Origin of the sequence: Vibrio sp. Vb2960, assembly GCF_033337665.1 — a bacterium.
GTDB classification, from domain to species: Bacteria; Pseudomonadota; Gammaproteobacteria; order Enterobacterales; family Vibrionaceae; genus Vibrio; species Vibrio alginolyticus.
The window spans coordinates 76,391-99,428 of the sequence record NZ_JAWORD010000015.1; the positions used below are offsets into that span (position 1 = coordinate 76,391).

A 23,038-nucleotide genomic window follows, 5' to 3' on the forward strand; every position below is an offset into this window, starting at 1 on the left:
ATAGCAAAGCCAGCGTATAGGTGCTGGCTTTGTTATTTCGGTAAAAAAGCGAATGTTATTTAATAAAAGCGATGCATCCTTGCAAAATCACTAAATTCACAATGTCGATGAAGAATGCACCGACAATTGGAACCACCATAAATGCTTGTGGTGATGGACCATATCGACTCACGATGGAGCCCATATTCATGACCGCAGTCGGTGTAGCACCTAACCCAAAACCGCAGTGTCCGCTAGCGATCACCGCCGCATCGTAGTTGCCTCCCATCATGCGGAATGTTACGTAGTAAGTGAACATCGCCAACACTGCCGACTGAATAGCAAGAATAATAAGGAATGGGATCGCAAGATCGAAAATATTCCACAATTTCAAACTCATCAAGGCCATGGCAAGAAATAGAGATAGTGCAACCGTGCCAAGAATATCAACGGTTTCTAAATCAGCCTTGCGCGCCTTCGTCACTTCCATGATGTTAGTGATAACAACACCAATAAACAGCGCATAAACAAAATCGGGAATCATTAACCACTTGATGTCAAAACTGCTTACCCAACTCTCGAGATACTTCGCGCCTGTCACGCAAAGTAGAATGATGGACAAGCTTTCAACGACTCTTTTCGCTGTGACACGATCTTCCTCATGTTCGTTGTACGTCACCAGTTCAGGGAAACTCTGATGACTTTGATTGGTGCGTCCGTATTCCGATTCCAAGTTGTGTTTGTTTAGTAGCTTTTGTGCAACAGGGCTGCCAATAATCCCGCCCATCACCAAGCCAAATGTAGCAGAAGCCATTGCCACCTCTAGAACATTATGCAAACCATACATTTCTTGAAAAGTTTGCGACCACGCAGCTCCAGTTCCATGTCCGCCAGAAAGCGTAATGGATCCGGCGATCAACCCCATGAGTGGATCTAACCCCAACGCTGTTGCTAAGGACACGCCGACCGCATTTTGGATAAGAATGTAGACCGATGCCACAACTAGGAAGATGAAAACCTTCGCACCGCCTTTAATCAGTTGGGTGTAATTTGCCGCTAAGCCAACGGTTGCAAAAAACATCAGCATAAAGACGTTTTGCAGTGGTAAATCAAAGGAGACATCCACACCATTTAAGTGCATCGTCGTGATGACGCAAGCGACCACTAGACCACCAACAATTGGCTCTGGAATATTAAATTTTTTTAAGGTTGGTAACTTGGTATTGATGAACTGCCCTAAAAACAACACGCAAATTGCGACGAGGAACGACTCCTGTGGGCCGATAGATATTACCTGATTCATGAGACCTCTTTACTCTACTCTTTCTCATTCATTGAGCACGCGCTCAACGTGAGATAGGTGCCTAAGCCAGTCAGATTGCCTCTCGAAACTTTTGTTTTCTAGGCCTCTTTGACCATCAATTCTCATCAAGTAAGAAATAGGCAGACCTAAAATTATGCTAATTATCATTCAGTGAGAATATTCATTTAGAACAGGTGATAAGTGTATTGATGGGAAGAGAAAAACAACACTTCTCAACTTATGAGAAGCAATTAATTTCCATATAAAACAAAACCTCAAAACAACGACCACATAGGTGGATATTTAGAGCGAATGAGACAGGCGGATACACTAGGTTTTAAATTATTACTTTCTCTCTAATACACTAGGTGTTATACATATATATAACACCATCTCAACCAAGAGATTCACTCATGACTAATTGGCATGATCGCCAACCGATATTTCGACAGTTGGCAGACCAGATCACGCAGCAAATACTGCAAGGTGTCTGGCAAGAAGGCGATGCTCTGCCCTCCGTCCGTAGCATCTCTGCAGATATGAAAATTAACCACCTCACCGTTATGAAAGGCTATCAATTGCTTGTTGATGACGGGCTAGTGGAGAAAAAACGCGGTCAAGGTATGTTTGTCGCTTCAGGAGCAAAGCTCAAATTACTCGCAGACGAGAAGGCACGTTTTCTTCAGCAACAAATTCCGCAGATAGCCGACACAATACAGCGTCTGGATATGTCACTCGACGAATTCATTCAACAACTAAAACCACACTTGAAAGGTGACCAATGAGCGCATTAGTCAGTGTAAACAACGTCTCCAAGCAATATCAGCAACAAGGAGAAGCACTGCATGAAGTGAGTTTCGACCTACATGCAGGACAAGTACTTGGCTTACTCGGCCATAATGGCGCAGGTAAATCAACGCTTATTAATGCCCTACTCGGTGCACATGAATATCAGGGCACTATTCGTATCAACGGATTTGAACCCATTATGCAACGCGACAAGATAATGCAGAGCTTATCCTACATCTCGGATGTCAACGTTCTGCCAGATTGGATGACCGTTGCTCAACTGCTTAACTATACCGAGGGCGTGCACCCAGGGTTCAATCGCGCCCAAGCAGATACGCTACTTCGTCAAACGGACATCAAACCTCGTGCGCGTATCAAATCTTTATCCAAAGGGATGAAGGTGCAATTACACCTCGCGATTGTGATCGCGACCAACACCCAAATCCTCATATTGGATGAACCGACACTCGGGTTAGATCTCGTGTATCGCGAGACGTTTTATCGTCACTTATTGGAATGGTTTCACGACGGCGAGCGCGTGTTGATCATCGCCAGTCATGAAGTATCAGAGATTGAGCACTTGCTGACAGATGTTCTGATTCTTAAGCATGGTCGCCCCGTTCTGCAAACCTCGATGGACAGTATCAGTGAAGACTATTTCATTCTTGAAGCCAACGACGAGCACCGCACACAAATTGAAGCGATGAACCCACTCTCGTCACAAAAAGGCCTCGGTTCAACGAAATGGTTACTCAAAGCCCAGTATGCCCAACAAGCAGAAACAATGGGCTCCATCCATGGGGTGAAGTTAGCGGATTTATTTTTAGCATTGCAGAAGGAGGCAGCGTAATGCGTTCAGTTGTCGCGATGTTGCAAAAAGAGTGGTTAGAAAACCCTCTTGTTTTACGTATTCCACTGTTTGTGTTGGCGTGTGGAGTTATTCTCTTTGTGAGTTTAATGAGTAACGACACTCTACAACACAATATGTTTTTCCAAATGAGCTTTGGTGGCGATGTCAGTGACATTCACAAAGAGCTTGGTGATGATGTCAATACGTTGATTACCGGAGGAGCAGGGCTGCTGTCTATCTTGTTAGCCGTTCAGTACTTCCCAAGAACGCTACGCAAAGAACGGGCGGAAGGCAGCATTATGTTTTGGCGCAGTATGCCTGTCAGTGACATAAAAACCCATTTAGTGAAGCTAGGATTTGGCTTATTGGTGATTCCGCTCGTCTGCTCGGTGCTCGTACTCGCTGCAAATTTAATGTTGTGGTTGCTGAACATCTCTACTGATCACCAACTGGCTTTATTGTACCGCCAAGCCTCGTTAGGTTACGTGCTGCTGCATTGGGGAGAGTTTTTAATCAGAATGTTTTTCGCCGGTATTCTGCTGTTACCGCTGGCATTAACTGCGATGGCTATTTCACAAAAAGTGAACTCACCACTGGTCATTTTGCTTATCGCCATTTATGCGCTGCGTTGGATGCCTATCGCACTTTTTGGTTTCTACGGGCTAGATCAGTTTTTCTCCGAAGTGCTTTACCTTCCGCTGCACGCCATTATTACACCAAACCCATTCAATGCCATTCCTCAAGCGGGTTGGTTAAACGTTGGCATTTACGCCTTCATTGGTATTCTTGGTTGGACAGCTAGCCTCAAGTTCAGCCGAACTATCCAATAATGCTTCGTTCAATAAACGACCAAACCAAGTCATAAAAAAACGGTCACAACCAGTGTTGTGACCGTTTTTACTTCGCCTCTAGGAGCTCATCCACTTAACTTTAACCAAGGAATGAAATGTAGCCTTGCAAGATAATTAAGTTGACGATGTCGATAAAGAAAGCGCCCACAATTGGCACCACCATAAATGCTTGTGGCGACGGGCCAAATCGGTTAACGATCGAACCCATGTTCATTACCGCTGTTGGGGTTGCACCCAAGCCAAAACCGCAGTGCCCCCCTGCAATAACCGCAGCGTCATAGTTGCTTCCCATCACTTTGAACGTAACGTAGTAAGTGAAGATAGCTAAGACCACAGACTGCACAGCTAAAATGACCAAGAATGGAATCGCTAAGTCAAAGATATTCCATAACTTCAAGCTCATTAATGCCATCGCCAAGAACAATGACAAAGAAACGGTACCGAGCATATCGACGGTTTCTGCATCTAACTTACGAAGCTTGGTCACCTCCAAGAAGTTCGTGATGATCACACCAATGAACAGCGCATATACAAAGTCTGGAATCATCAACCATGAGATTTCATACGTGCTAACCCATTGCTCAACATACTTCGCCCCAGTAACACAGATCAGTAGGAAGAAGAGTTTCTCCACCACTTTTTTCGCCGTTACTTTATCTTCTTCATATTCGTTGTAGGTCACCAACTCAGGGAATTTTTCGTGAGTTTTGGCATCTCGACCACCACGACCATACTCCGATTCAATGCTGTTTTTTTCTACGAGGCGCTGCGCTACAGGGCTACCAATGATACCGCCGATGATCAAACCAAAAGTCGCTGATGCCATTGCAATTTCTAAGACGTTATCCAATCCATACACGTCTTGAAAGGTTTGTGACCACGCAGCACCTGTACCATGACCACCTGACAGAGTAATCGAGCCAGCAATTAACCCCATCAAAGGATCTAAACCGAGCGCCGCCGCGAGTGAAACGCCAACGCCGTTTTGTATGATGATGTAAAACGATGCGACAGCTAAGAAGATAAAAACCTTCGCACCTCCTTTCATCAACTGAGTGTAATTTGCGGCCAAACCAACCGTCGCAAAAAACATTAACATAAACGTATTTTGTAATGGCAAGTCGAACTCTAAGTCGATGCCGTTGAAATGAAGAGCAGTAATCATGCAGGCCACAATAAGACCACCTACAATCGGCTCAGGTATGTTGAATTTCTTTAAAATCGGTAGCTTAGCATTAATAAAATGCCCCAGGAAAAGCACACTGATTGCGACCAAGAAGGACTCCAGTGCACCTACAGATATTAAATGATTCATATCGCCTCTTATTATTGTTCTCTTCATTCTCCGTAATGAATGAGTGTTAGTTTAACCTTCGTTCAATAGCAAATTTTCTCGCTTTATTGTTTCGAAAATACTCAAAAAGTTGGTGTAGATGCGCCTTAGGCTAGTTTAAGGGGCGCTCCTTAAGCGATGTGTCAGTTTTTACGCTGTTAGCAAGCCCTTAAATGTGAAAGGAGCTGATACAGCTCCTTCAAATGGCCCCTCGCAATACCTGTGCGTTATCGCTTGGGGTGTCGTGTTGTGAGTAAATTCTGGGTGACACTTTCTGAACCACTTCGGGCTCCCTTACTTAAACAGAATGTGTCAATTACTATCAAACAAAGTTCCTTCCCGTTGTAACCGCTAAACGCCGAGAGCGCGTTCAAAACAATTGGGTTTGCCTGTTCCTGTCGTAGCTTTTCAACTCTGGCTCATGGTGTATAAACGAGCCGAATCCAAGGAAACTCTCAGGCTGCAACAAACGTTTTCGTCACAACGGAGCAGGATTATAACATATCGCTGATAATTTTCTTCAATTCAGTGACATTCACCAACCCCATGGTTAAACCTTGCAATGATTAACTGCCTATTATCATTTTCACAGATAAAGATCGAAGCACAGTTACTCAGTAAGCTTCTTAGAATACGATGCATAGCTAATAACTTCACCGCCGTTCTTATCCAAGAGGTCTTGATAAACGCCCTAGAGAACCAAGCAGCCGAAATATGCGATGTTATCATGATTGCTTTTCGAGACCGACGTCCCGACTTTGGCTAATGAGTACAACCCCAACTATGCATCAGACAAAAACATGTATAATTTTTTATACAAGTTATTCAATAACAAGAGTCCCACATGAACATTCATTCGCTTTGCCCTGCGCTATTACTCAGCATAGCCTCATCAGCTACAGCAGCTGAAAACATTCGTATTCAATATTCTCCCGTAGAGACAACTCATGAAAAAATAGCCCAACAATCTATTCAAAGCAGCGATGTAAACACCATCTTTGCTGAGCTATCTCAGGCCTACTTTCCATTTGATAAAGCTCTCACGCTGGTTTACGGCGGAGAAGATGGTCCAATGTATGATCCTGATACACACACAATATACGTTCCTTACACTTTTTATTTGGAGTCGCTCAATTACTTCTCCAATAATCAGTATGAAGAACGCTTCGGAAAATCCCCAAAAACAGGGGCGCTAGATACGTTATTGCACACTTTACTTCATGAAGCTGGACATGCTTACATCGAAGATCAAAGCATCCCTGTTCTCGGAAAAGAAGAAGATGCGGTCGATAATTTTGCCACTATTTTAATGATTGACTTCCTAGAAGATGGCGCAGATATGGCCATTAGCGCCGCCGACATGTTCGCATTCGAATCCGACGACAGACCGGACTACTACGATTTTGGCGAGTACATTGACGAACACAGCTTTGATTTGCAGCGTTACTTTTCAACGTTATGTTTGGTGTACGGTAGTGATCCTGAGCAATACAAAGCCTTACTCGATGAAGTAGAAAAAGACTACCTGCGTGATCGCAAAGAGTTCTGCCAATTCAATTACGGCAACATTCGCGACAATTGGCTGCATTACTTGCAAAACAATGAACCAAAAGAAAATTCGCCACGTAAAAGCGATTAGAAAATCTCAAATAAGAAGACCGCAATGACAAAACTCACCATATTTTATGACGGAACCTGCCCGCTTTGTGCCAAAGAGATGAAGGCGCTAAAACAACGCAATTCCAAGCAGCACATCAAAACCGTCGATATCTATAGTGGTACATTCGCAGATTATCCGCAGATCGATCCTGAACAAGCCAACACCATTTTGCACGCCCTCAACGAAAAGGGGGAGCTTCTGCTTGGGTTGGACGTGACTCATCGTGCGTGGCAATTAGTTGGTCGCGGTTGGCTCTACGCTCCACTGCGTTGGCGCCTCGTTAAACCTGTTGCTGACTGGCTTTACCTCAAATTCGCAAAGAATAGGTATCGCGTCTCATATTGGTTAACAGGGACTTCTCGTTGCAATAGTGGGTCGTGTTCACGTTAATTGTGATCCCGCTTAAAAATGCTACGACCTTCGTCTAGATTTACAAATTTCCAGTACTTCTGATTGATTAACTCGGTTAATCTCTAAGCATTACAACAATAAGTATTAACACTTTTATCAGGCAAGCTTATTCAGCTTGTCACTTGTAACGCTGCGCCGAGAGAAGGACGTCTCTATGAATCTGACGATCAGAAAACGACTATATATCCTTTCAATAATTCCAATTCTAACTATGGCAATAGGCATGATGTGGTTCACCTACGTACAAACCACGGCCTACAACGAGCACGAGATTGAGCAAACTCGAAGTCGAATGATGGAGATGAAAAAAGCCGAACTCAAAAGTTACGTACAAATGGCGCGTTCCGCTGTCGAACCGCTACTCGCACAAAATGCCCCACTGGAAGAGGCTCTGCCTATCTTGAAACAACTAGAGTTTGGTCAATCCGGCTACATCTTTGGTTATGATTCAAAAGGCGTTCGCGTCGTGGTGGGTAAAAACACCAAAGGCATCGGGGAAAACTTCTATAACTTGCAGGACAAGAAAGGCAATTACCTGATTCAGGATTTGCTAAAAAATGCCAAAACTGGTGAGTTCACGACTTATTACTTCCCGAAACTCGGTCAGAGTGAAGCACTACCGAAACTCAGCTACTCAGTCTTTATTCCTGAATGGGACTTGATGTTAGGAACGGGTTTCTACACGGACGATATCGACGCCATTGTGGCAGACATGGAAAAAGCCGCACACGAAGATCTCAACACCACACTAACTGCGATAGCCCTGTTTTGTGCCTCGATTACAGCGATAGTTGCAGTCTTTGCCGTGTTTGTTAACCGCAGCATCATGAAGCCTATTGAGCAGTTTGATGCTTCAATTCACTCTTTCGCACAAGGCGATGCAGATTTAACCGCGCGCATGGAAGAATCGAGCGTGCCGGAGTTCACCCAACTTAGCCGTAACTTCAATATCTTCGTTGAAAGCCTACAAGGCATAATCAAGAGCGTTAGCCACGTAGGACAAGAAGTGGTTTCAGAGACCAACGAGATGTCACAGCGTGCATCGCAAGTGGATGAATTAGCTTCTGGTCAACGTGAAGAGACCGAACAAGTCGCAGCGGCAATGACCGAGATGACAGCAACGGCGCACGAGATTTCAAACAACGCTAACCAAGCAGCGCAATCAGCCAGAGACGCCGACGAAAATTCACAGCAAGCGAAACACATTGTTGATTCCGCAGCAAACTCTGTTGAAGCGCTCGCGCTAGAGGTGTCGGAAGCCAGCACGGTGATTTCTCGTTTAGAAAGCGATGTACAGAACATTTCTTCTTCGCTAGAAGTGATTCAAGACATCGCCGAACAAACCAACCTATTGGCACTGAACGCAGCCATTGAAGCAGCGCGTGCAGGCGAACAAGGTCGCGGCTTCGCAGTCGTTGCCGATGAGGTCCGTAAACTGGCGAGTCGCACTCAAGACAGCACAGGCGAAATTCACCAAATGATTGAGCAGTTGAAGTCTGGCTCGGATGCAGCAGTGAAAGCCATGGGTTCAAGCCAAGCGCGTGGTGAAGCAACGGTTGAAGAAGCACGAGCAGCCTCTGCCGCACTGCAAGAAATCCAAGCCGCAATTGCTAACATCATGGACATGAACACGCTGATCGCAACGGCAACCGAAGAGCAAAGCCAAGTTGGGCAAGAGATTTCACAACGTATTGAAGTGATCTCTCAACAAAGCAGCCAATCGGCACACCTTGCCAACCAAAACCGTGCAGGCAGTGGCAACCTTAACCACAAAGCTAACGAGCTGTACGACTTGGTCGGTCGCTTTACGGTTTAACGCTTTCCTCACCCATTCACTATGCAAACAGCGACGCCAAACGTCGCTGTTTTTATTTCTGCTATCCTCATACGACTTAGCTATAATGCCGCCAACTTAGCACCCACAAGGGCAAAACCAGATGATTATTATGACCACCAATTTCGGTGACATCGAGATTGAACTGAACCTAGAACGAGCGCCAGTTAGTTCAAAGAACTTCAAAAAATACTGTGAAGATGGCTTCTACGACGGCACCATTTTCCACCGCGTTATCGATGGTTTTATGATCCAAGGTGGCGGTCACACCGAAGACATGGCAGAAAAGCCAACGCGTGCACCGATTGCGAACGAAGCAAACCGTGGTCTAAAGAACCTTGTTGGCACTATCGCAATGGCGCGTACCGATGCACCGCACTCTGCAACGGCACAGTTCTTCATTAACTTGGAAGACAATGATTTCCTAGACCACACTGCAACCACCAACTTGGGCTGGGGCTACGCGGTGTTTGGTAAAGTGACCGCAGGTATGGATGTTGTAAATCGCATCGCCAAAGTAAAAACGACCTCTAAGCTTGGTCATGATGATGTGCCATGCGATCCAATCATTATTGAGAAAGTGACAATCAGCGAATAAGCACACTCACCTCTTCGGAGAGGTCATCACTATAAAACGAAAAAAGCGCCTAATGTCTTATGATCTAGGCGCTTTTTGTTGCTGAAACAAATGAGCAGCGAGTTTACAGTGTAAAGAGTGAGCAGTTCTAGCGATTACATCCCTTTGAACAAACTTTGAGATGCACGGCTCACAGCGAGTTTAGTTTCTCCAACGTGAACAAACATTCTGCCAGCAAAGTCTTTGTTTACTTTGCTAATTTTGCACACTTGCACCACGCTTGAACGGTGCACTTGCCAGAACTGTTCTGGGTTAAGCTGCCCTATCAACTCTTTCAACGATGTACGAATCAAATACTCCTGCACTTTGCCTTGTCCTTGTTGGGCATATACAGAAACGTATTTTTCTTCCGCTTTGAAATACAACACATCAGACGTAGCAATCAGATGAATATCTTCCCCTTGCGTCGCTTTGATCCACTGAAGATATTGCGGCGTTTGTGGCGCGGATAATTGCTGCAACTGTTCTAACAGACTGCTCATCTGCACATTACTGCTTTCTTGTTCTCGCTTAGCAAGGCGTGCTTTCACTCTTTCACACGTCGTCAGGAGGCGCTCATCCGAGATAGGCTTGAGCAAATAATCGGCGGCATTTTGTTCAAAGGCTTTGATGGCGTAATCATCGTACGCAGTGACAAACACAATCAAAGGTGGATTGGCGAGTTGATTGAGTTTTTGCGCTAGTGTCATGCCATCCAGAACTGGCATACGAATATCAAGAAACGCAATGTCAGGCTGGTTTTGCTCAATGACTTGCAACGCTTGTTCACCATCGGCAACTTTGGCTATTACCTCTAGCTCTGGCCACACTTCAGCTAGGCTTTTATCAAGATGACGCCTCAATAGCGGTTCATCATCAGCAATAATGGCAGTAAACCCTGTATTCATTCCTTTCTTCCTTGATTACGATTCCATTGGCCAGCTCAGGCGAACACATACGCCACCCTGAGCAGACTCACTGATAGAAACCTCTCCTTGCCCTGCGAACAAAGCTTCAACTCGCTGCTTGAGATTACTTAAACCGACGCCAGAGCCCATGTGCCCACTAACGTGATTCAAGCCAACACCCGTGTCTCTGATTTCAATCTTCAAGTTCTGTTGTTCGCGCTTGATCTGCAAACTCACTTCGCCACCTTCACGCTTTGGCTCAATACCATGGATGATGGCGTTTTCGATTAAAGGTTGGAGCATCATCGGCGGTAATTCGGTTCTGCCCAAACCCTCTTCCACCTCAATCTTGTAGCTGAGTCGGTCACCTAAACGGGTTTGTTGGATGCTTAAGTAAGCCTCAAGTAACGCCGTTTCATTGTCTATGGTGGTGTGTTCTTCGCGTGAGCTTTTTAGCGTTGCTCGCAGCAGCGCGGTCAACTGTTCTAGCATCAGCTTGGCTTTATCGACATCTTGCGACATGAGCGCGCTGATATTCGCCAAGGTATTGAATAGAAAATGCGGTTCAATCTGGCTTTGCATCTGCTTAAGCTGACTCAGCAAGAGCGCACGATCTTGCTCTGCTTTCTCGCGCTTGATGGCTTCCAACTCTCGTTGAGCAACCGCCTCTTTCTCACGCGAGTAAAAATAGAAATAACACATACCGCTAAACAGTAATCCCATTAAGCCAACAGGGATCATATCGGAGATACCAAAATACTCTCCGAGCCAAAATTGCGCATTAATCACCCCAAACAATAAACAGGCAACAAGCGAACACACCACTTCTATCATACGTGGGATGATTGGAAACAAACGGTCAATCAACCATGAGAAGAAGATAGCCGAATAGCCAAATCCAAAGCTAACCGCCACATGAATGTAAAATGGACCGCCCCAAACCGAGAGCGTCATTGCTGCGATAAAGAGACAAAATGCCGTGGTCACTAATAAGCTACGCGGCCATCCACTTTTCACCACTGATTTTGCTGAACACATTTAGAATTTCCCTTTGATGTTAAATACAATCATATGCTTATCATTGATTTGTGCGTAAGCAGATTGGTCGTCTCCGGTTAAAAAGCGTGCGGCAACTTCCACTTCTACACTTTGATCGCCGGTATCAATCCATTGGTAGTTAAGCCACTGCGTGACAATCACACCGCCATCTTGTGGCGACAACATCACATCCAACGTGGGGGTTACATCAATTAGCCAGCCCATATCTGCTTTGCCGTTCCATGCAGCCCACGCTTCCACATCCCAACTCCAGTGCAGCATTACGTTATGCTGAACGATATTGGCATGCTGAAACCCTTGGGCGTAGCTTGTCGCAAGTAGAGCGCTGCTAGCCAATAGAGAGTTGTTAGGATCAGGGATCTGAGAGAGTAATTCGCCGCGCTCTATTGCTTGTTGCCATTCGCTTTTCGACCATGCACGGCTGTCGTACCAATATTCGGCAATCACGTTGTGTCCAGCTTGGTTTGCCCAGTTCAATCCAATTAAGGCTTGGAATGCGCTGCCCTGCTCCTCAACCGAAACGGGTTGGTAAAGATCACCCTGCTGAAACTGATAGCCAACACTTTGCTTTTGCCACAGCATGGAACCGTGCATGGCGATGGATTCATCCCACACCGCAATGGCACTGGCGCCAAGTAAACCTCGGCGCACATCATCGTAATAACCAATAAGTTGATACTCGGTATCACCCACCAGCGCATAACGACGAATACCAACACCTTGCTGCTCTGCGGCTTGATCAAGTGCACTCTGGTCTTGTTGCCCCCAGCTTGAATCCGTTGCAATCACTGTCCACTCGCCTGCCATATTGTAGCGTGAGAGTGAAAACACACCCGCACCCTCTTCTGCGACTATGCCAACAGGATTTTGTCGATAAGGCTTAAACAGATCCAAAGGTCGGTAGCCATAACCTACGCCCCAATCCACGCGCAACTTACCCAAACTCACATCAAGAGTGGTATCACCGACTTGCCACTCCCCTAGCCAAGCCAGCTCTCGAATCAGCAATTGGTTATCAGCTTCACTCCACCAATCACTCTTTCCTTGTTGATTGAGGTACAAACCTTGGCTATACAGAGCAAACAAGCCATTGAAGTTGTGATAATTCACCTGTACATCCAAGAGTGCATTAAGTGAATCACGAGAACTGCCCTGCGCTTGCATAAATGCCCTATCACGCTGCTTGGCAGTTTCGTAGCTGACAGCCCAATCCCACTCAAAACTCAGCTCATCATTGGCAAAAGCAGGGGCTGACGCGCCCACACACAATGAGGCAGCAAGCAACAAACTGGTGCTTTTGTTAAGGTTAGGCTGGTGCGATTTCATGTAACTTCCTTGCTCGTTTTCATGGTTCTATTTACGGAGTTCAGGCTAAAGCTGAGTCGTATTGGCTTTAGGCAGATAGCTTGGGTTGTAGAACTTATTGTCCAGTTGCCAAGGCACGATTTCTTGATACTCGATAACGGTCTTTTTGCTCGGCTGAATGCTATCAAGCAAGGTCATCTCACTGACATAGTCTTCGCCATTGTCGGTTGCGCGTCCGTATTGCGCTTGCTTGGCGAGTTTGCCAGAGCGCAAGTAGAGATCGGCTTTAATTGGAAACGCATCTTGCTCAGACAACCACAAGTCGATCTTCTGATAGCTCGCCCCTTTGGTTTTCGCGGTTAAGGCAAGGTGATAAGCCGCGACACTCTCTCCGTTCACCGAAACAGTTTCTGTCGCTTTCCATTCACCTTGATAATCTTGGCTCCACGTCAGGGTTGAGATGTCGCCGATAGACGCTTCACCAAGCAGCTTCTGCATTGGCGTAATGCGAATCGGGCGGCGGCTCTTTGGCATTTGCAGCCAGTAGTTATCGCCCATCATCAGCATCTTTTGCCCAGCTTCGACTGCCGATTTGAACACCACCAACGATTCACGATTTGGACGCGTGTACACATGGTAAAGGCGGGTTTTATCTAACTCTTGGTCTTGATATAAGCGCACCAGTGACACCACTTTGGAGGAATCATCTTGCAAGCGGTAGCTGTCGGCTTTTTCAATCAATTGCGCGACTTGCAGTGCATCTAGCGCAGTTTCATTCGCACTGGCATTCATGCTTGCAACGCCAGTTACCGTCAGCAATGAAATTGGTAATAGTGATTTGAAATTAAACATAAATCAGTGCCTCCGTAATTGGCTTGTTCACCCCTTTGCGTGCCGAGAAAAACGCCGCAACCAAACAAATCATCAATACTGCAAATCCTGCTATAGCTACCAGCTCCCAAGAGAAGTAAATCGTTAATGGGTAACCTTCTGTGCGTCCTGGCGGTGGCGGCATTTGCACATCCACGACCATCAGTAAGACGGTGACTAGCGCCGTAAACAAAGCGCCGATTAAGCTACCAATCACCGCAAGTAACCCTGCTTCGCGCAAGAACCCAGCAATAATTTCGCGAGGGTAGCTACCAAGAGCCGATAAGGTGCCGATTTCACGGGTGCGCTCAGTCACCGACATAGTCATGGTGTTGAACAGCGCAACAAAGACCACCAGCGCCATTACTGCACCCATGATGCCGAAGATACGATCGTACAAATCTTTCACTTTGAGATAGAAGAACGCGCGCTCTTGCCAAGGCGTAATCTCAATATCTTGATCACCAAAGTTCTGTTTTTGCTTACTCAGAACCGAAGCCACTTGTTGCTCGACTTGGTTAGTTAAACTGGTGTCGAACAGGAAGACAGATAACGCACTGACTTTGTCTGAACCGAGCAGCGATTGCGCGCTGTTGATGTGCACGTACAACTGGCGTTTATCAAGCTCAGGCACGCCAGTTGAATAGATACCACGCACTTTGAAGTCATACGCGTTCAATGCGCCGTCGGTAGTGGTCGCCAGCAAGGTAATCCAATCGCCAACGTGCACACTTAGGTTGTTCGCCAAATCAACGCCAAGCATCACTTCTGGCTCTGCAGGGTCATAACGCGATGCATGAATGTTGGACAGCGTCTGCCCTTCACGCACGTCTAAAAACGGCCCTTTCATATCGAATTCGCGCTCGTTAACACCAATGCCGATAAAGATCGATGACTTGTTGCCGTTGGAAATTAAACCGCTGAATTCAACTCGCGGCTGCACGCCTCGCACTTCATTCAATCCAATCAATTGCTTGGTGATGTCGTCCGCATGAGTTAAACCGTTACTCAGCGGCATCTCTTCTTCTTTGGCAAAGTAACCCGGTGTGGTTAACGTCAGGTGCCCCGTGTCGCGCGCTGTCGACTCTTTCAAACTGTCATAGGTGTACAGACCAAAACCGCCCGCACTGGTTAACGCAAACACGGCAATGGCAATGATCAGCATCGACAATAAACTGCGACGGCGATTGCGTTGCAGATTCAACCAAGCAAGGCGAACCGAAACAGGAATTAGCTTGCCCATGAAACCTCCTCCACACTTGCGTACGTTTGGGTAATTTTGCCATCCACCAATTCAATGGTTCGATCGCAGCGGGATGCCATGCGAGGGTCGTGAGTGGCGACGATAAAAGTGGTGCCTAGCTCGTGTCCAAGCCCTTTCATAATGTCGATGACCTTGTTGGCAGTTTGGCTATCAAGACTTGCTGTTGGCTCATCAGCAATCACCAACGCTGGTTTGTGCACTAACGCACGAGCAATTGCCACGCGTTGCTGCTGACCGCCAGATAGGCTATCGGGCATGTGATGAATAAACTCACCCAAGCCAACGTGTTCTAGCATTTGTGTAGCGAGCTCGGTTTGTTCTGCTTTTGAAAAACCGTTGAGGTGTAACGGATACGCCACGTTCTCCAACGCCGTCATCACGGGGACAAGATTGAATTTTTGAAATACAAAACCAAGCTTTTCACGACGCATTTTCGCCGCCTGCATTTGTCCGGTTGGGTATGGGCTGCCTGCAAATGTAACCTGACCTTGGTATTGAGTATCCAGCATGCCAAGCACGTTAAGTAAGGTGCTTTTGCCTGAGCCAGACGGTCCGCACAATGCCACCATTTCGCCGGAAAACACTTCACCAGAAACGTCTCGTAATGCACGCACCGTTTGGCTGCCAAGGGCGTAATCGCGGCTAAGTTGATTAAAAACAATCATGACGCCTCCCTAATATTTCGCTAGCAGCGCTTTCGCGGTTTGCGTTTCTAGATTGCTGTCGCCCAATTGCTCCATTTGCGCTAACCATATTTTGGCTTGTTGAACATCTTCAGCGCGCAGTGCCGCTTCAATGGCATAACGGTAAATCCACGAAGTAGCCGCGAAAGGTTGTTGGCTAAAACTCGGTTCATCGAGCAGAGAAAGGTACAGCTCGTAGCCACGCTCAAAGTGATTGAACATGTCTGGCAGAGAGGTAAACGTAGTAGCTGCCATGGCGGTAGCTAGCTGGTATTCCGGCAAGCCTTGTAAGCGTTGTTGCTCTTGCAGTGGTAATGGCTGATTCGCCATTAAGTCCAAACCTTTTTGGATTGTGGCAAGACCGCGCTCGGTGAACTTCATCTTGTTCCAAGGCATAAACGCCTCACGACCTTGCAACGTCTCCGCACTGCCCAAGTAAACCAAGGTCACCGGCGTTGCGCCCTGCTCTTCAAGTTGTTTGGATAATTCGCCGTAAACGGTATCAACTAAACCAGAGTCACCCTGCGCCGCTTGGTTGAATTGACTGAGTGTGCGCTCGCTTGGATTAGCCAGAGCCAGATTGCTGCTAAGTGCAAATGCGGCGATAAACGTACTTGCCAGTTTAAGAGCTTTGATTGAGCGAGATTGAGAAACCATCATGTACTGTCCTTAGTTGAACGTGATTTGATGGTTTCAGATTAAGGGAGAAGGTCGCACGCTGCTTGTGCATGCGACCAATGGCAATTATGCGGAGTGAATGGTATTGAGAGAGGATGAATGACATTCACTTAAACAGAAAATACAATTCCGTTCATTCGTAACGCTACATTTTTACGGCAGTCACAATAAAAACACTGGCTTAAAATCTGAGGCTAGTGTATTTATCCATCCCACAACTACCCATAACAGACAGTGCGCACTCTCCTTTCTTACACACCTTTGCATGGTGTCTGTTGTTTCGAAATCGAGATTCTTAGCATCGGAATAGTTTGAACTCTTCGAGTTTTAGTTGTTTTCGCACTCAAAATAGGTGCGTTATTAGGTCGTTGAAAATGAATAAGCGTTATTTCCCAAGAGTTGATTTGCCACTACTCATGGCGATCATTCCGATCATGCTGTTAAGTTCGCTCACTCTCTGGAGTGCCAGTAGCTTTAATGAGGCGATGCTCTTCAAACATTTGGCGCGCTGCGGACTGACATTAGTTTGTATCTTGGTCATGTCCTCGATTCCAGCGTCCAGCTATCAGCGCTCAGCTCCATATCTCTACATTATTGCGGTTGCTCTGCTACTTGCTGTCGCTTTATTTGGTGATAGCACCAATGGCTCTCAACGTTGGCTCGATATCGGCTTCTTCCGCTTTCAACCGTCTGAGCTAATCAAACTTTCCATTCCAATCATGATCGCCTGGATGCTGCATATTGAAGGAGGTCGACCAGACAGTCGGAAAATTGCGTTTTGCTTACTTATTGCAATGATTCCTGCCGGGTTAATCGCGCTACAACCGGATTTAGACGGTGCAGTTTTTACCATCATTTATGCATTGTTCGTTTTGTTTTTGGCTGGCATGAGCTGGAAAATAATCTGCGGGTTTATTGCGAGCATTTTAACGTTAGCACCTATTTTATGGTTCTTCGTTATGGAAACCTATCAAAAGATCCGTGTAACACAGTTCTTGCACCCTGAGTCCGATCCACTGGGTTCGGGCTACCAAATCATCCAATCTTTGATTGCGATTGGCTCAGGCGGTATGAAAGGCAAAGGTTGGATGAATGCTACGCAAGGAACACTTGGCTTTATTCCAGAAAGTCATACGGACTTTATTTTTTCGACCTATGCGGAAGAATGGGGCTTTGTTGGCAGTTTAGTCTTACTCGCATTGTACTTGTTTATTACTGCACGCGTTATGTTGCTTGCATGTCAGTCTGACCACTTTTTTAGTCGGCTGGTAAGTGGCGCATTAGCGATGAGCTTTTTTCTGTATGCTTTTATCAATACGGGCATGGTGAGTGGCTTGTTGCCAGTAATGGGTAGCCCACTTCCCTTCTTTAGCTATGGCGGCACGGCGATGCTAACTCAAGGTATCTGTTTTGGTGTAATCATGTCGCTGTGTTATTCCAAATATCGTAACGCATAGCTCTGCTTGAGAAAAAGCGATCAAAAAAAGGCTTCCCTGAGGAAGCCTTTTTACAACGATATGAGCGAATTAATTACAGCTCTGCGTTATGGTAAACCTGCTGAACATCATCACAGTCATCTAGAAGATCTAGGAATTTCTGGAACTTCTCTGCATCTTCACCCGATACAGGCGTATGAGTTTGCGGAACGAATGTGATTTCTTCAACATCGATCGTTAGATCTGGGAATGCACCGTTAAGCGCAGTTTTTGTTTTGAAGAATTCTGTGTGAGGTGCGAATACAGTGATAACACCGTCTTCTAGCTCAACGTCAGTAACGTCTACGTCTTCCATCATTAGCGTTTCTAGAATAATTTCATCATCGTCGCCTTTGAACTGGAATACCGCTTGGTGATCGAACATGTGAGAAACCGAGCCCTCAACACCAATTTTCGCACCGACTTTCACAAAGCATTGGCGTACATCTTGGAAAGTACGGTTGCCGTTGTCTGTTAGACAGTCAACGATAACGCTAGTACCGCCAGGGCCGAAGCCTTCGTAACGTGCAGGAGTGTAGTCTTCACCACCGCCACCGTTCGCTTTGTCGATCGCTTTATCGATAACGTGCGCAGGAACTTGGTCTTTTTTCGCTTTTGCGATCAGGTGTTTCAAAGACAAGTTCATGTCTGGATCACCACCACCGTTTTTCGCGCACATGTAAATTTCTTTACCGTATTTGGAATAAACTTTAATTTTCGCGCCTGCAGTTTTCGCCATAGAGGCTTTGCGCACTTCAAAACTTCTTCCCATCGGGATGTCTCTCTAAATTCAAATTTAATGCGAAGGATTTTAGCAAAAAGCGAAACCTTTTCAATTTCGCTTAGCAAAGGAATAGGGAGGTTACCTCATTCGTCACATTGGATTGAACCATTGCCACGGTTCGCGTTAAGCGACACCCATTACTCGTTTGTACTTTTCGACCGATTGCTGGAAAAACGCCTTTTCATCAGCATCGTTAATCTTGGACAACTGTTCTTCTATTGCTTCAGGACCAGATTTGGCCTCTCTGAGCTTCCAAACCAAAAACGACGCCTGCTTATCCAGTTCGATTTTGTTTTTTTCGTCAGGCGGCAATAGGGATAGATTAAACGACATTCACAGCCTCAAGGTACTTTAAATACTAGCCGGGCACTATATCACACAGAGTTACAATTACAGAATAGAAACGCACTTAACTTGATCGATTTCAAGTTAACTATTTAGGCACAGCGCTGATTTTCAGTGCTTTTGGTAAATGCTGTTCGAATATTTGTTGTAATCGAGTCTTGGTAACGGGTTTAGCCACGAACTCGTTCATCCCAACATCGAAGCAATGTTGCTGATCCTCTTTAATGACATTGGCACTTAGCGCAATAATTGGAACGTGTTTCCCCCACTCTCCCATTTTTCGAATTCGCTCCGTAGCAATAAACCCATCCATCACAGGCATTTGGCAGTCCATAAAAATCAAATCGAAAGGCTGCTGATCACACAGCTGCAAAGCTTCTTCGCCATGGTTGGCGACACTCACTCGCACACCCAGTTTTTCTAACATGATGCGAACTACCTTCTGATTGACGATGGTATCTTCAACAACCAATACCCAAGGTTTATCATTATCTTGAGGGCTGATTTCGTTGTCTTCCGCTTTCCGGAAATCTAATACATTAAGTTGGTCGGTATAGGTCGATTGCGCATTTATTACAGCAACAGGAATCGAAAATTCAAAACAGCTTCCCAGCCCAAGCTCACTTGTTAGTTGTATTTCCCCTCCCATCAAGTTAACCAACTGTGCAGCTATCGCCAAACCAAGCCCTGTCCCACCATACTTTCTGGTGGTACTACCATCAGCTTGTTGGAAGCGTTCGAAGATTGCTTGTTGGTGCTCTTTCGCAATACCAATACCAGAATCCACAACTCGAAACCGGATATGAGCGGTCTCTCCATCAAGTCGAGATAACGCTACAAGAAGCTTCACATGGCCGCGCTCGGTAAATTTAATCGCGTTGCTCAACAAATTGTTCAGAACTTGTTTCAATCGTGTGGCATCACCTTGCACTTCCGTTGGCAAGTGAGGATCAATATCGCTGAGCAGCTGTAAGTTTTTCTGCTTGGCTTTGACACTATGTAAACTGATGACATCGTCAAGTAGCTCGCGAAGATCATAGCTCGTGTATTCTAGCTCTACTTTGCCAGCTTCAACTTTAGAGAAGTCCAAAATGTCGTCGATGATCGTCATTAGTGAGTGAGAAGAACTGTCAATGATCTCTACAAACTCTTTTTGCTGGGGATCGAGGTCGGTGTCATTGAGCAACGACGACACACCAATAATGCCATTCATCGGTGTGCGGATCTCATGACTCATAGTGGCAAGAAACTCACTTTTCTTACGATTAGCGACTTCTGCCCTATCGCGTTCAGCCTCTAACTCAGTCTGGTGCTCTTTCACTTTCTCAACACTTCGGTTGTATTTCTCTGCCAAAACACTCACTTCATCAAAGCACCATCGTTTAGGGAGAGTCACTTTACTCGGCACTGTACCGCCACGAAAATCGCTCACCGCACCAGACAGCAATTGTAACGGATTGACCAACAAGCGAAACGCCACCCAAAGAACACCAATGATGAGGACAAGAATTTTGATCGCTTCTGTCGTAAGTAGAAAAAAGAACTGCTGCCAAAGATCTTCATATATCGCGCTAAGATCCGATTGAACCGTTAATATCGCGAGATCATACGTTTTATCGCCGACCCGATACTGCATCGGCCAGCTTCTCTCGACAACATCCTCAGAAAGCGCCGAACCTAATTCAATGATAACTTCGTCTTCACTAGCAATACGTAAGTAGTCCACCGAGGGCATACGCATTGCACCTTGAGCTTGTGTCAGCAACAGCTCCCTATCCTCTACCCACAAACTCGCAGAAAAGCTCGATAAATAGCTAGACTCAACCTGCTTTAATTCAACATCTAAATGGGCTAAATCTTCGTGAAAAACTCGATATAAGCTCACTGTAGAAATGATGACCGTAAAGATTAAACTCAACGTTAATACCGCCAACATAAGTTGGTTGCCGATACTAAAACGACGTTGAGATCGCTCTTTTTCATCCATATGAAACCGCTCCGATAAACTTGCGCTACTCTAAATATAGCTACGCACAAATAATAATCGAGGATACGATGAAAAGACTTCTACTTAGATTGGCTTTTAGCTTAATTGTTGTAAGTTCTCATGTGACCGCAAATCAAGTGAACTATTACGTCATTGCTGAACAAGCTCGACCATTTCAAATTGAACAACAGGGACAAATGCACTCCGGAATTGTGACCGATATCGTCAGCGCTATCTTCGCGGAGTCGGATTACCAAGTGAATTATCATACTTATCCATTTAAACGTATGATTTCCATATTGGAAGAAGGCGCTGAGCCAAACTGGTTAACTTATGGCAGCCCGAACTGGGGCAAGGTGCAATCGGAAAATTTATCTGAGGAGCCCATTTACACTGTAAAACATGTACTGGTGTCGAGTAGCGAGAAGCCTTTAGAATTCAAAAATATGGATACGATGCATGGTCGTTCTATTGTATTACTGCTGGGGTTTGATTATCCAAATTTAACACCGTTCTTTGAAAATGGCAGTGTCAATGAAATGCGTGTGAAAGACTACAACGCCGCATACCGAGTGATAAGCCGAACCCCTGGAGATACAGCTTTTGTCGAGATGGAATCCCGAGTCCTTTACAACTTAAAGCGACTCAATTTGCCGTTAGAGAATTTTCAGATACAGCCTTTCAGCTCGGTTATTCCTGACTACTCAATCTACCTGGCTTTTTCACCTCAAATGCAACCAGAAACTCAAAATTACATCAATACACGACTCGTTGAATTAAAAACCTCAGGGGAAATTGATGAAATCATTCAAAAGTATCAATGAATCAACTCATTAACAAAAACGCCAACGATGATACGTTGGCGTTTTTGTTTCTGGGAAATCTGTAGCACTTACTTAGTGTGGTTAACAAACTTAGGATCAAACATGTGCCCCAATTTACTCGCCTTGGTTTGCAGGTAATGTTGATTACTTGGGTTATTCCCTTCTTGTAATGGCACTCGTTCAATGACGTTAATATCAACCGCTTTTAAGGCGGCGAGCTTGCGTGGGTTATTCGTCATTAGACGCACAGCGTCAATCCCCAAATGCTCTAGCATTCCTTTACAGAATGCGTAATCACGCATATCAGCGGCAAAACCTAAACGCTCATTTGCTTCCACGGTATCTGCGCCATCATCTTGTAAGTGATAGGCACGAATTTTATTAATCAAGCCGATTCCACGCCCTTCTTGACGTAAATAAAGCAGCACGCCACATCCCTCTTTGACGATGTTTTGTAGCGCTCTATTAAGCTGAAAACCACAGTCACAACGCGTGCTAAATAGAGCATCTCCGGTAAGACACTCCGAATGCAACCGAATAAGTGGAGCTGCACTTTTTGTTGGCTCACCATAGACCAGAGCAAGATGCTCTTTATTTGTCGCGGCTTCAATAAAGCCGTACATCATAAATGTGCCCCACTGGGTGGGCAATTTGGCTTTATCGATAAACTTCACGAGATTGTAAGGCTCAACATGTCTCAGCTCTGCCCGCACATTCATCAGAATCTCTCCTAGATGATTTTCTCCTTTACCATCTCCCCCGTCTCCCCAAAAGGCATCTTTATGAGAATGCTCTGTTAGGCAAGCGTTACCCGTTCTCATTAATTGCTGCGCTAATGGTGGATTTTGTAGAAACTTTTCCCTAACGATGAAAGCCATAACAGCCAACTTTATATCGTCCCAATCGCTTCTGACAAAGTGTTCGTATTTGCGGCTTAAAGCAAACGCTTCGTCAGGGGTGCTTGCGTGCTGAATTTTACTTTGCAACTGAGCATCGAGAAACTTTTGGGCTTGGTAATAATGTTCGCTGGTGGGCCAAGTTTGGGAGGAGATATTGACTGGGGCATGGCAAAAATTTGAGAGAAAACCGTGGGGCTCATCGGGCTCATAAAAAAGGATTTGATCAACCATACTTGCGCTCCTTGCTTTGTGGTTGCGATAATCAACAAAAAGCATATCGCTACTGATATATCTAGTAACACAAGGTCAGATTGTCAAACTTCTTCGGGAC

General features: G+C 45.6%; 22 protein-coding genes. 9 read left to right on the plus strand and 13 right to left on the minus strand.

Annotated elements, in window-relative coordinates:
• Positions 1-55: 55 nt before the first annotated feature.
• Positions 56-1,282, minus strand: a complete 1,227-nt coding sequence (gene gltS, locus R7O03_RS14450) for a sodium/glutamate symporter (protein WP_017821044.1) — start codon at positions 1,280-1,282, stop codon at positions 56-58.
• A 413-nt stretch (positions 1,283-1,695) separates the two neighbouring features.
• Between gltS (R7O03_RS14450) and R7O03_RS14455 the strand changes: the two genes are divergently transcribed.
• Genes R7O03_RS14455 through R7O03_RS14465 form a run of 3 tightly spaced genes read left to right on the plus strand, consistent with a single transcriptional unit; the run spans position 1,696 to position 3,751 of the window.
• A complete protein-coding gene (locus R7O03_RS14455) occupies positions 1,696-2,067 on the plus strand; it encodes a GntR family transcriptional regulator (RefSeq protein ID WP_005374444.1) in 372 nt (123 codons plus the stop codon).
• Positions 2,064-2,921 (plus strand): ABC transporter ATP-binding protein, encoded by an 858-nt coding sequence (locus R7O03_RS14460; protein WP_005383221.1) that lies wholly within the window; start codon positions 2,064-2,066, stop codon positions 2,919-2,921. The genes R7O03_RS14455 and R7O03_RS14460 overlap by 4 nt, the downstream gene beginning before the upstream one ends.
• Positions 2,921-3,751, plus strand: a complete 831-nt coding sequence (locus tag R7O03_RS14465; RefSeq protein ID WP_318131796.1) for a hypothetical protein — start codon at positions 2,921-2,923, stop codon at positions 3,749-3,751. The genes R7O03_RS14460 and R7O03_RS14465 overlap by 1 nt, the downstream gene beginning before the upstream one ends.
• Before the next feature lie 100 nt (positions 3,752-3,851).
• Here the strand turns inward: R7O03_RS14465 and gltS (R7O03_RS14470) are convergent, their stop codons facing one another.
• Positions 3,852-5,087, minus strand: coding sequence for a sodium/glutamate symporter (gene gltS, locus R7O03_RS14470; RefSeq protein WP_005392050.1), 1,236 nt, complete (start codon positions 5,085-5,087; stop codon positions 3,852-3,854).
• An 862-nt stretch (positions 5,088-5,949) separates the two neighbouring features.
• Between gltS (R7O03_RS14470) and R7O03_RS14475 the strand changes: the two genes are divergently transcribed.
• The 4 genes from R7O03_RS14475 (at position 5,950) to R7O03_RS14490 (ending at position 9,608) form a co-directional block, all read left to right on the plus strand.
• Positions 5,950-6,744, plus strand: coding sequence for a DUF4344 domain-containing metallopeptidase (locus R7O03_RS14475; protein ID WP_065275575.1), 795 nt, complete (start codon positions 5,950-5,952; stop codon positions 6,742-6,744).
• 24 nt (positions 6,745-6,768) lie between these two features.
• Complete coding sequence (locus R7O03_RS14480) at positions 6,769-7,155, plus strand: DUF393 domain-containing protein (protein ID WP_318131797.1); 387 nt, start codon at positions 6,769-6,771, stop codon at positions 7,153-7,155.
• A 175-nt stretch (positions 7,156-7,330) separates the two neighbouring features.
• Entirely contained in the window at positions 7,331-8,992 is a 1,662-nt protein-coding gene (locus tag R7O03_RS14485) for a methyl-accepting chemotaxis protein (protein WP_021707578.1), read from the plus strand.
• Between the two features lie 121 nt (positions 8,993-9,113).
• Positions 9,114-9,608, plus strand: coding sequence for a peptidylprolyl isomerase (locus tag R7O03_RS14490; protein WP_005374458.1), 495 nt, complete (start codon positions 9,114-9,116; stop codon positions 9,606-9,608).
• A 134-nt stretch (positions 9,609-9,742) separates the two neighbouring features.
• Here R7O03_RS14490 and R7O03_RS14495 read toward each other — a convergent pair whose 3' ends face one another.
• The 7 genes from R7O03_RS14495 to R7O03_RS14525 are packed head-to-tail and all read right to left on the minus strand — an operon-like array spanning position 9,743 to position 16,375.
• On the minus strand, positions 9,743-10,534 hold the full coding sequence (locus tag R7O03_RS14495) for a LytR/AlgR family response regulator transcription factor (protein ID WP_213966443.1): 792 nt from the start codon (positions 10,532-10,534) through the stop codon (positions 9,743-9,745).
• A 15-nt stretch (positions 10,535-10,549) separates the two neighbouring features.
• A complete protein-coding gene (locus R7O03_RS14500) occupies positions 10,550-11,572 on the minus strand; it encodes a sensor histidine kinase (RefSeq protein ID WP_318131798.1) in 1,023 nt (340 codons plus the stop codon).
• Positions 11,573-12,919, minus strand: coding sequence for a hypothetical protein (locus R7O03_RS14505; protein ID WP_213966441.1), 1,347 nt, complete (start codon positions 12,917-12,919; stop codon positions 11,573-11,575).
• 45 nt (positions 12,920-12,964) lie between these two features.
• On the minus strand, positions 12,965-13,750 hold the full coding sequence (locus R7O03_RS14510; protein WP_318131799.1) for an outer membrane lipoprotein-sorting protein: 786 nt from the start codon (positions 13,748-13,750) through the stop codon (positions 12,965-12,967).
• A complete protein-coding gene (locus R7O03_RS14515) occupies positions 13,743-15,011 on the minus strand; it encodes an ABC transporter permease (protein ID WP_050932314.1) in 1,269 nt (422 codons plus the stop codon). Before R7O03_RS14515 ends, R7O03_RS14510 begins: the two co-directional genes overlap by 8 nt.
• Positions 14,999-15,697 (minus strand): ABC transporter ATP-binding protein, encoded by a 699-nt coding sequence (locus R7O03_RS14520; RefSeq protein WP_213966439.1) that lies wholly within the window; start codon positions 15,695-15,697, stop codon positions 14,999-15,001. The genes R7O03_RS14515 and R7O03_RS14520 overlap by 13 nt, the downstream gene beginning before the upstream one ends.
• 9 nt (positions 15,698-15,706) lie before the next feature.
• Complete coding sequence (locus R7O03_RS14525) at positions 15,707-16,375, minus strand: hypothetical protein (protein ID WP_038898418.1); 669 nt, start codon at positions 16,373-16,375, stop codon at positions 15,707-15,709.
• A gap of 392 nt (positions 16,376-16,767) precedes the next feature.
• Between R7O03_RS14525 and rodA the strand changes: the two genes are divergently transcribed.
• On the plus strand, positions 16,768-17,850 hold the full coding sequence (gene rodA, locus R7O03_RS14530) for a rod shape-determining protein RodA (RefSeq protein ID WP_054576515.1): 1,083 nt from the start codon (positions 16,768-16,770) through the stop codon (positions 17,848-17,850).
• Positions 17,851-17,923: 73 nt separating this feature from the next.
• Here rodA and R7O03_RS14535 read toward each other — a convergent pair whose 3' ends face one another.
• From R7O03_RS14535 to R7O03_RS14545, 3 genes are all read right to left on the minus strand, one after another.
• Positions 17,924-18,640 carry a YebC/PmpR family DNA-binding transcriptional regulator gene (locus R7O03_RS14535; protein ID WP_005374482.1) on the minus strand — a complete coding sequence of 239 codons (717 nt, stop codon included), beginning with the start codon at positions 18,638-18,640 and terminating at the stop codon, positions 17,924-17,926.
• A 135-nt stretch (positions 18,641-18,775) separates the two neighbouring features.
• Positions 18,776-18,985: a DUF3283 family protein gene (locus R7O03_RS14540; RefSeq protein WP_005374484.1), complete on the minus strand. Its 210-nt coding sequence runs from the start codon at positions 18,983-18,985 to the stop codon at positions 18,776-18,778.
• A gap of 100 nt (positions 18,986-19,085) precedes the next feature.
• Positions 19,086-20,984: an ATP-binding protein gene (locus tag R7O03_RS14545; RefSeq protein WP_042522309.1), complete on the minus strand. Its 1,899-nt coding sequence runs from the start codon at positions 20,982-20,984 to the stop codon at positions 19,086-19,088.
• A gap of 68 nt (positions 20,985-21,052) precedes the next feature.
• Here R7O03_RS14545 and R7O03_RS14550 point away from each other — a divergent pair, with 68 nt between their 5' ends.
• Entirely contained in the window at positions 21,053-21,808 is a 756-nt protein-coding gene (locus R7O03_RS14550) for a substrate-binding periplasmic protein (RefSeq protein ID WP_005383196.1), read from the plus strand.
• A 68-nt stretch (positions 21,809-21,876) separates the two neighbouring features.
• Here R7O03_RS14550 and ribA read toward each other — a convergent pair whose 3' ends face one another.
• Positions 21,877-22,938 carry a GTP cyclohydrolase II gene (gene ribA / locus R7O03_RS14555; RefSeq protein WP_017635221.1) on the minus strand — a complete coding sequence of 354 codons (1,062 nt, stop codon included), beginning with the start codon at positions 22,936-22,938 and terminating at the stop codon, positions 21,877-21,879.
• Between the last annotated feature and the right edge of the window lie 100 nt (positions 22,939-23,038).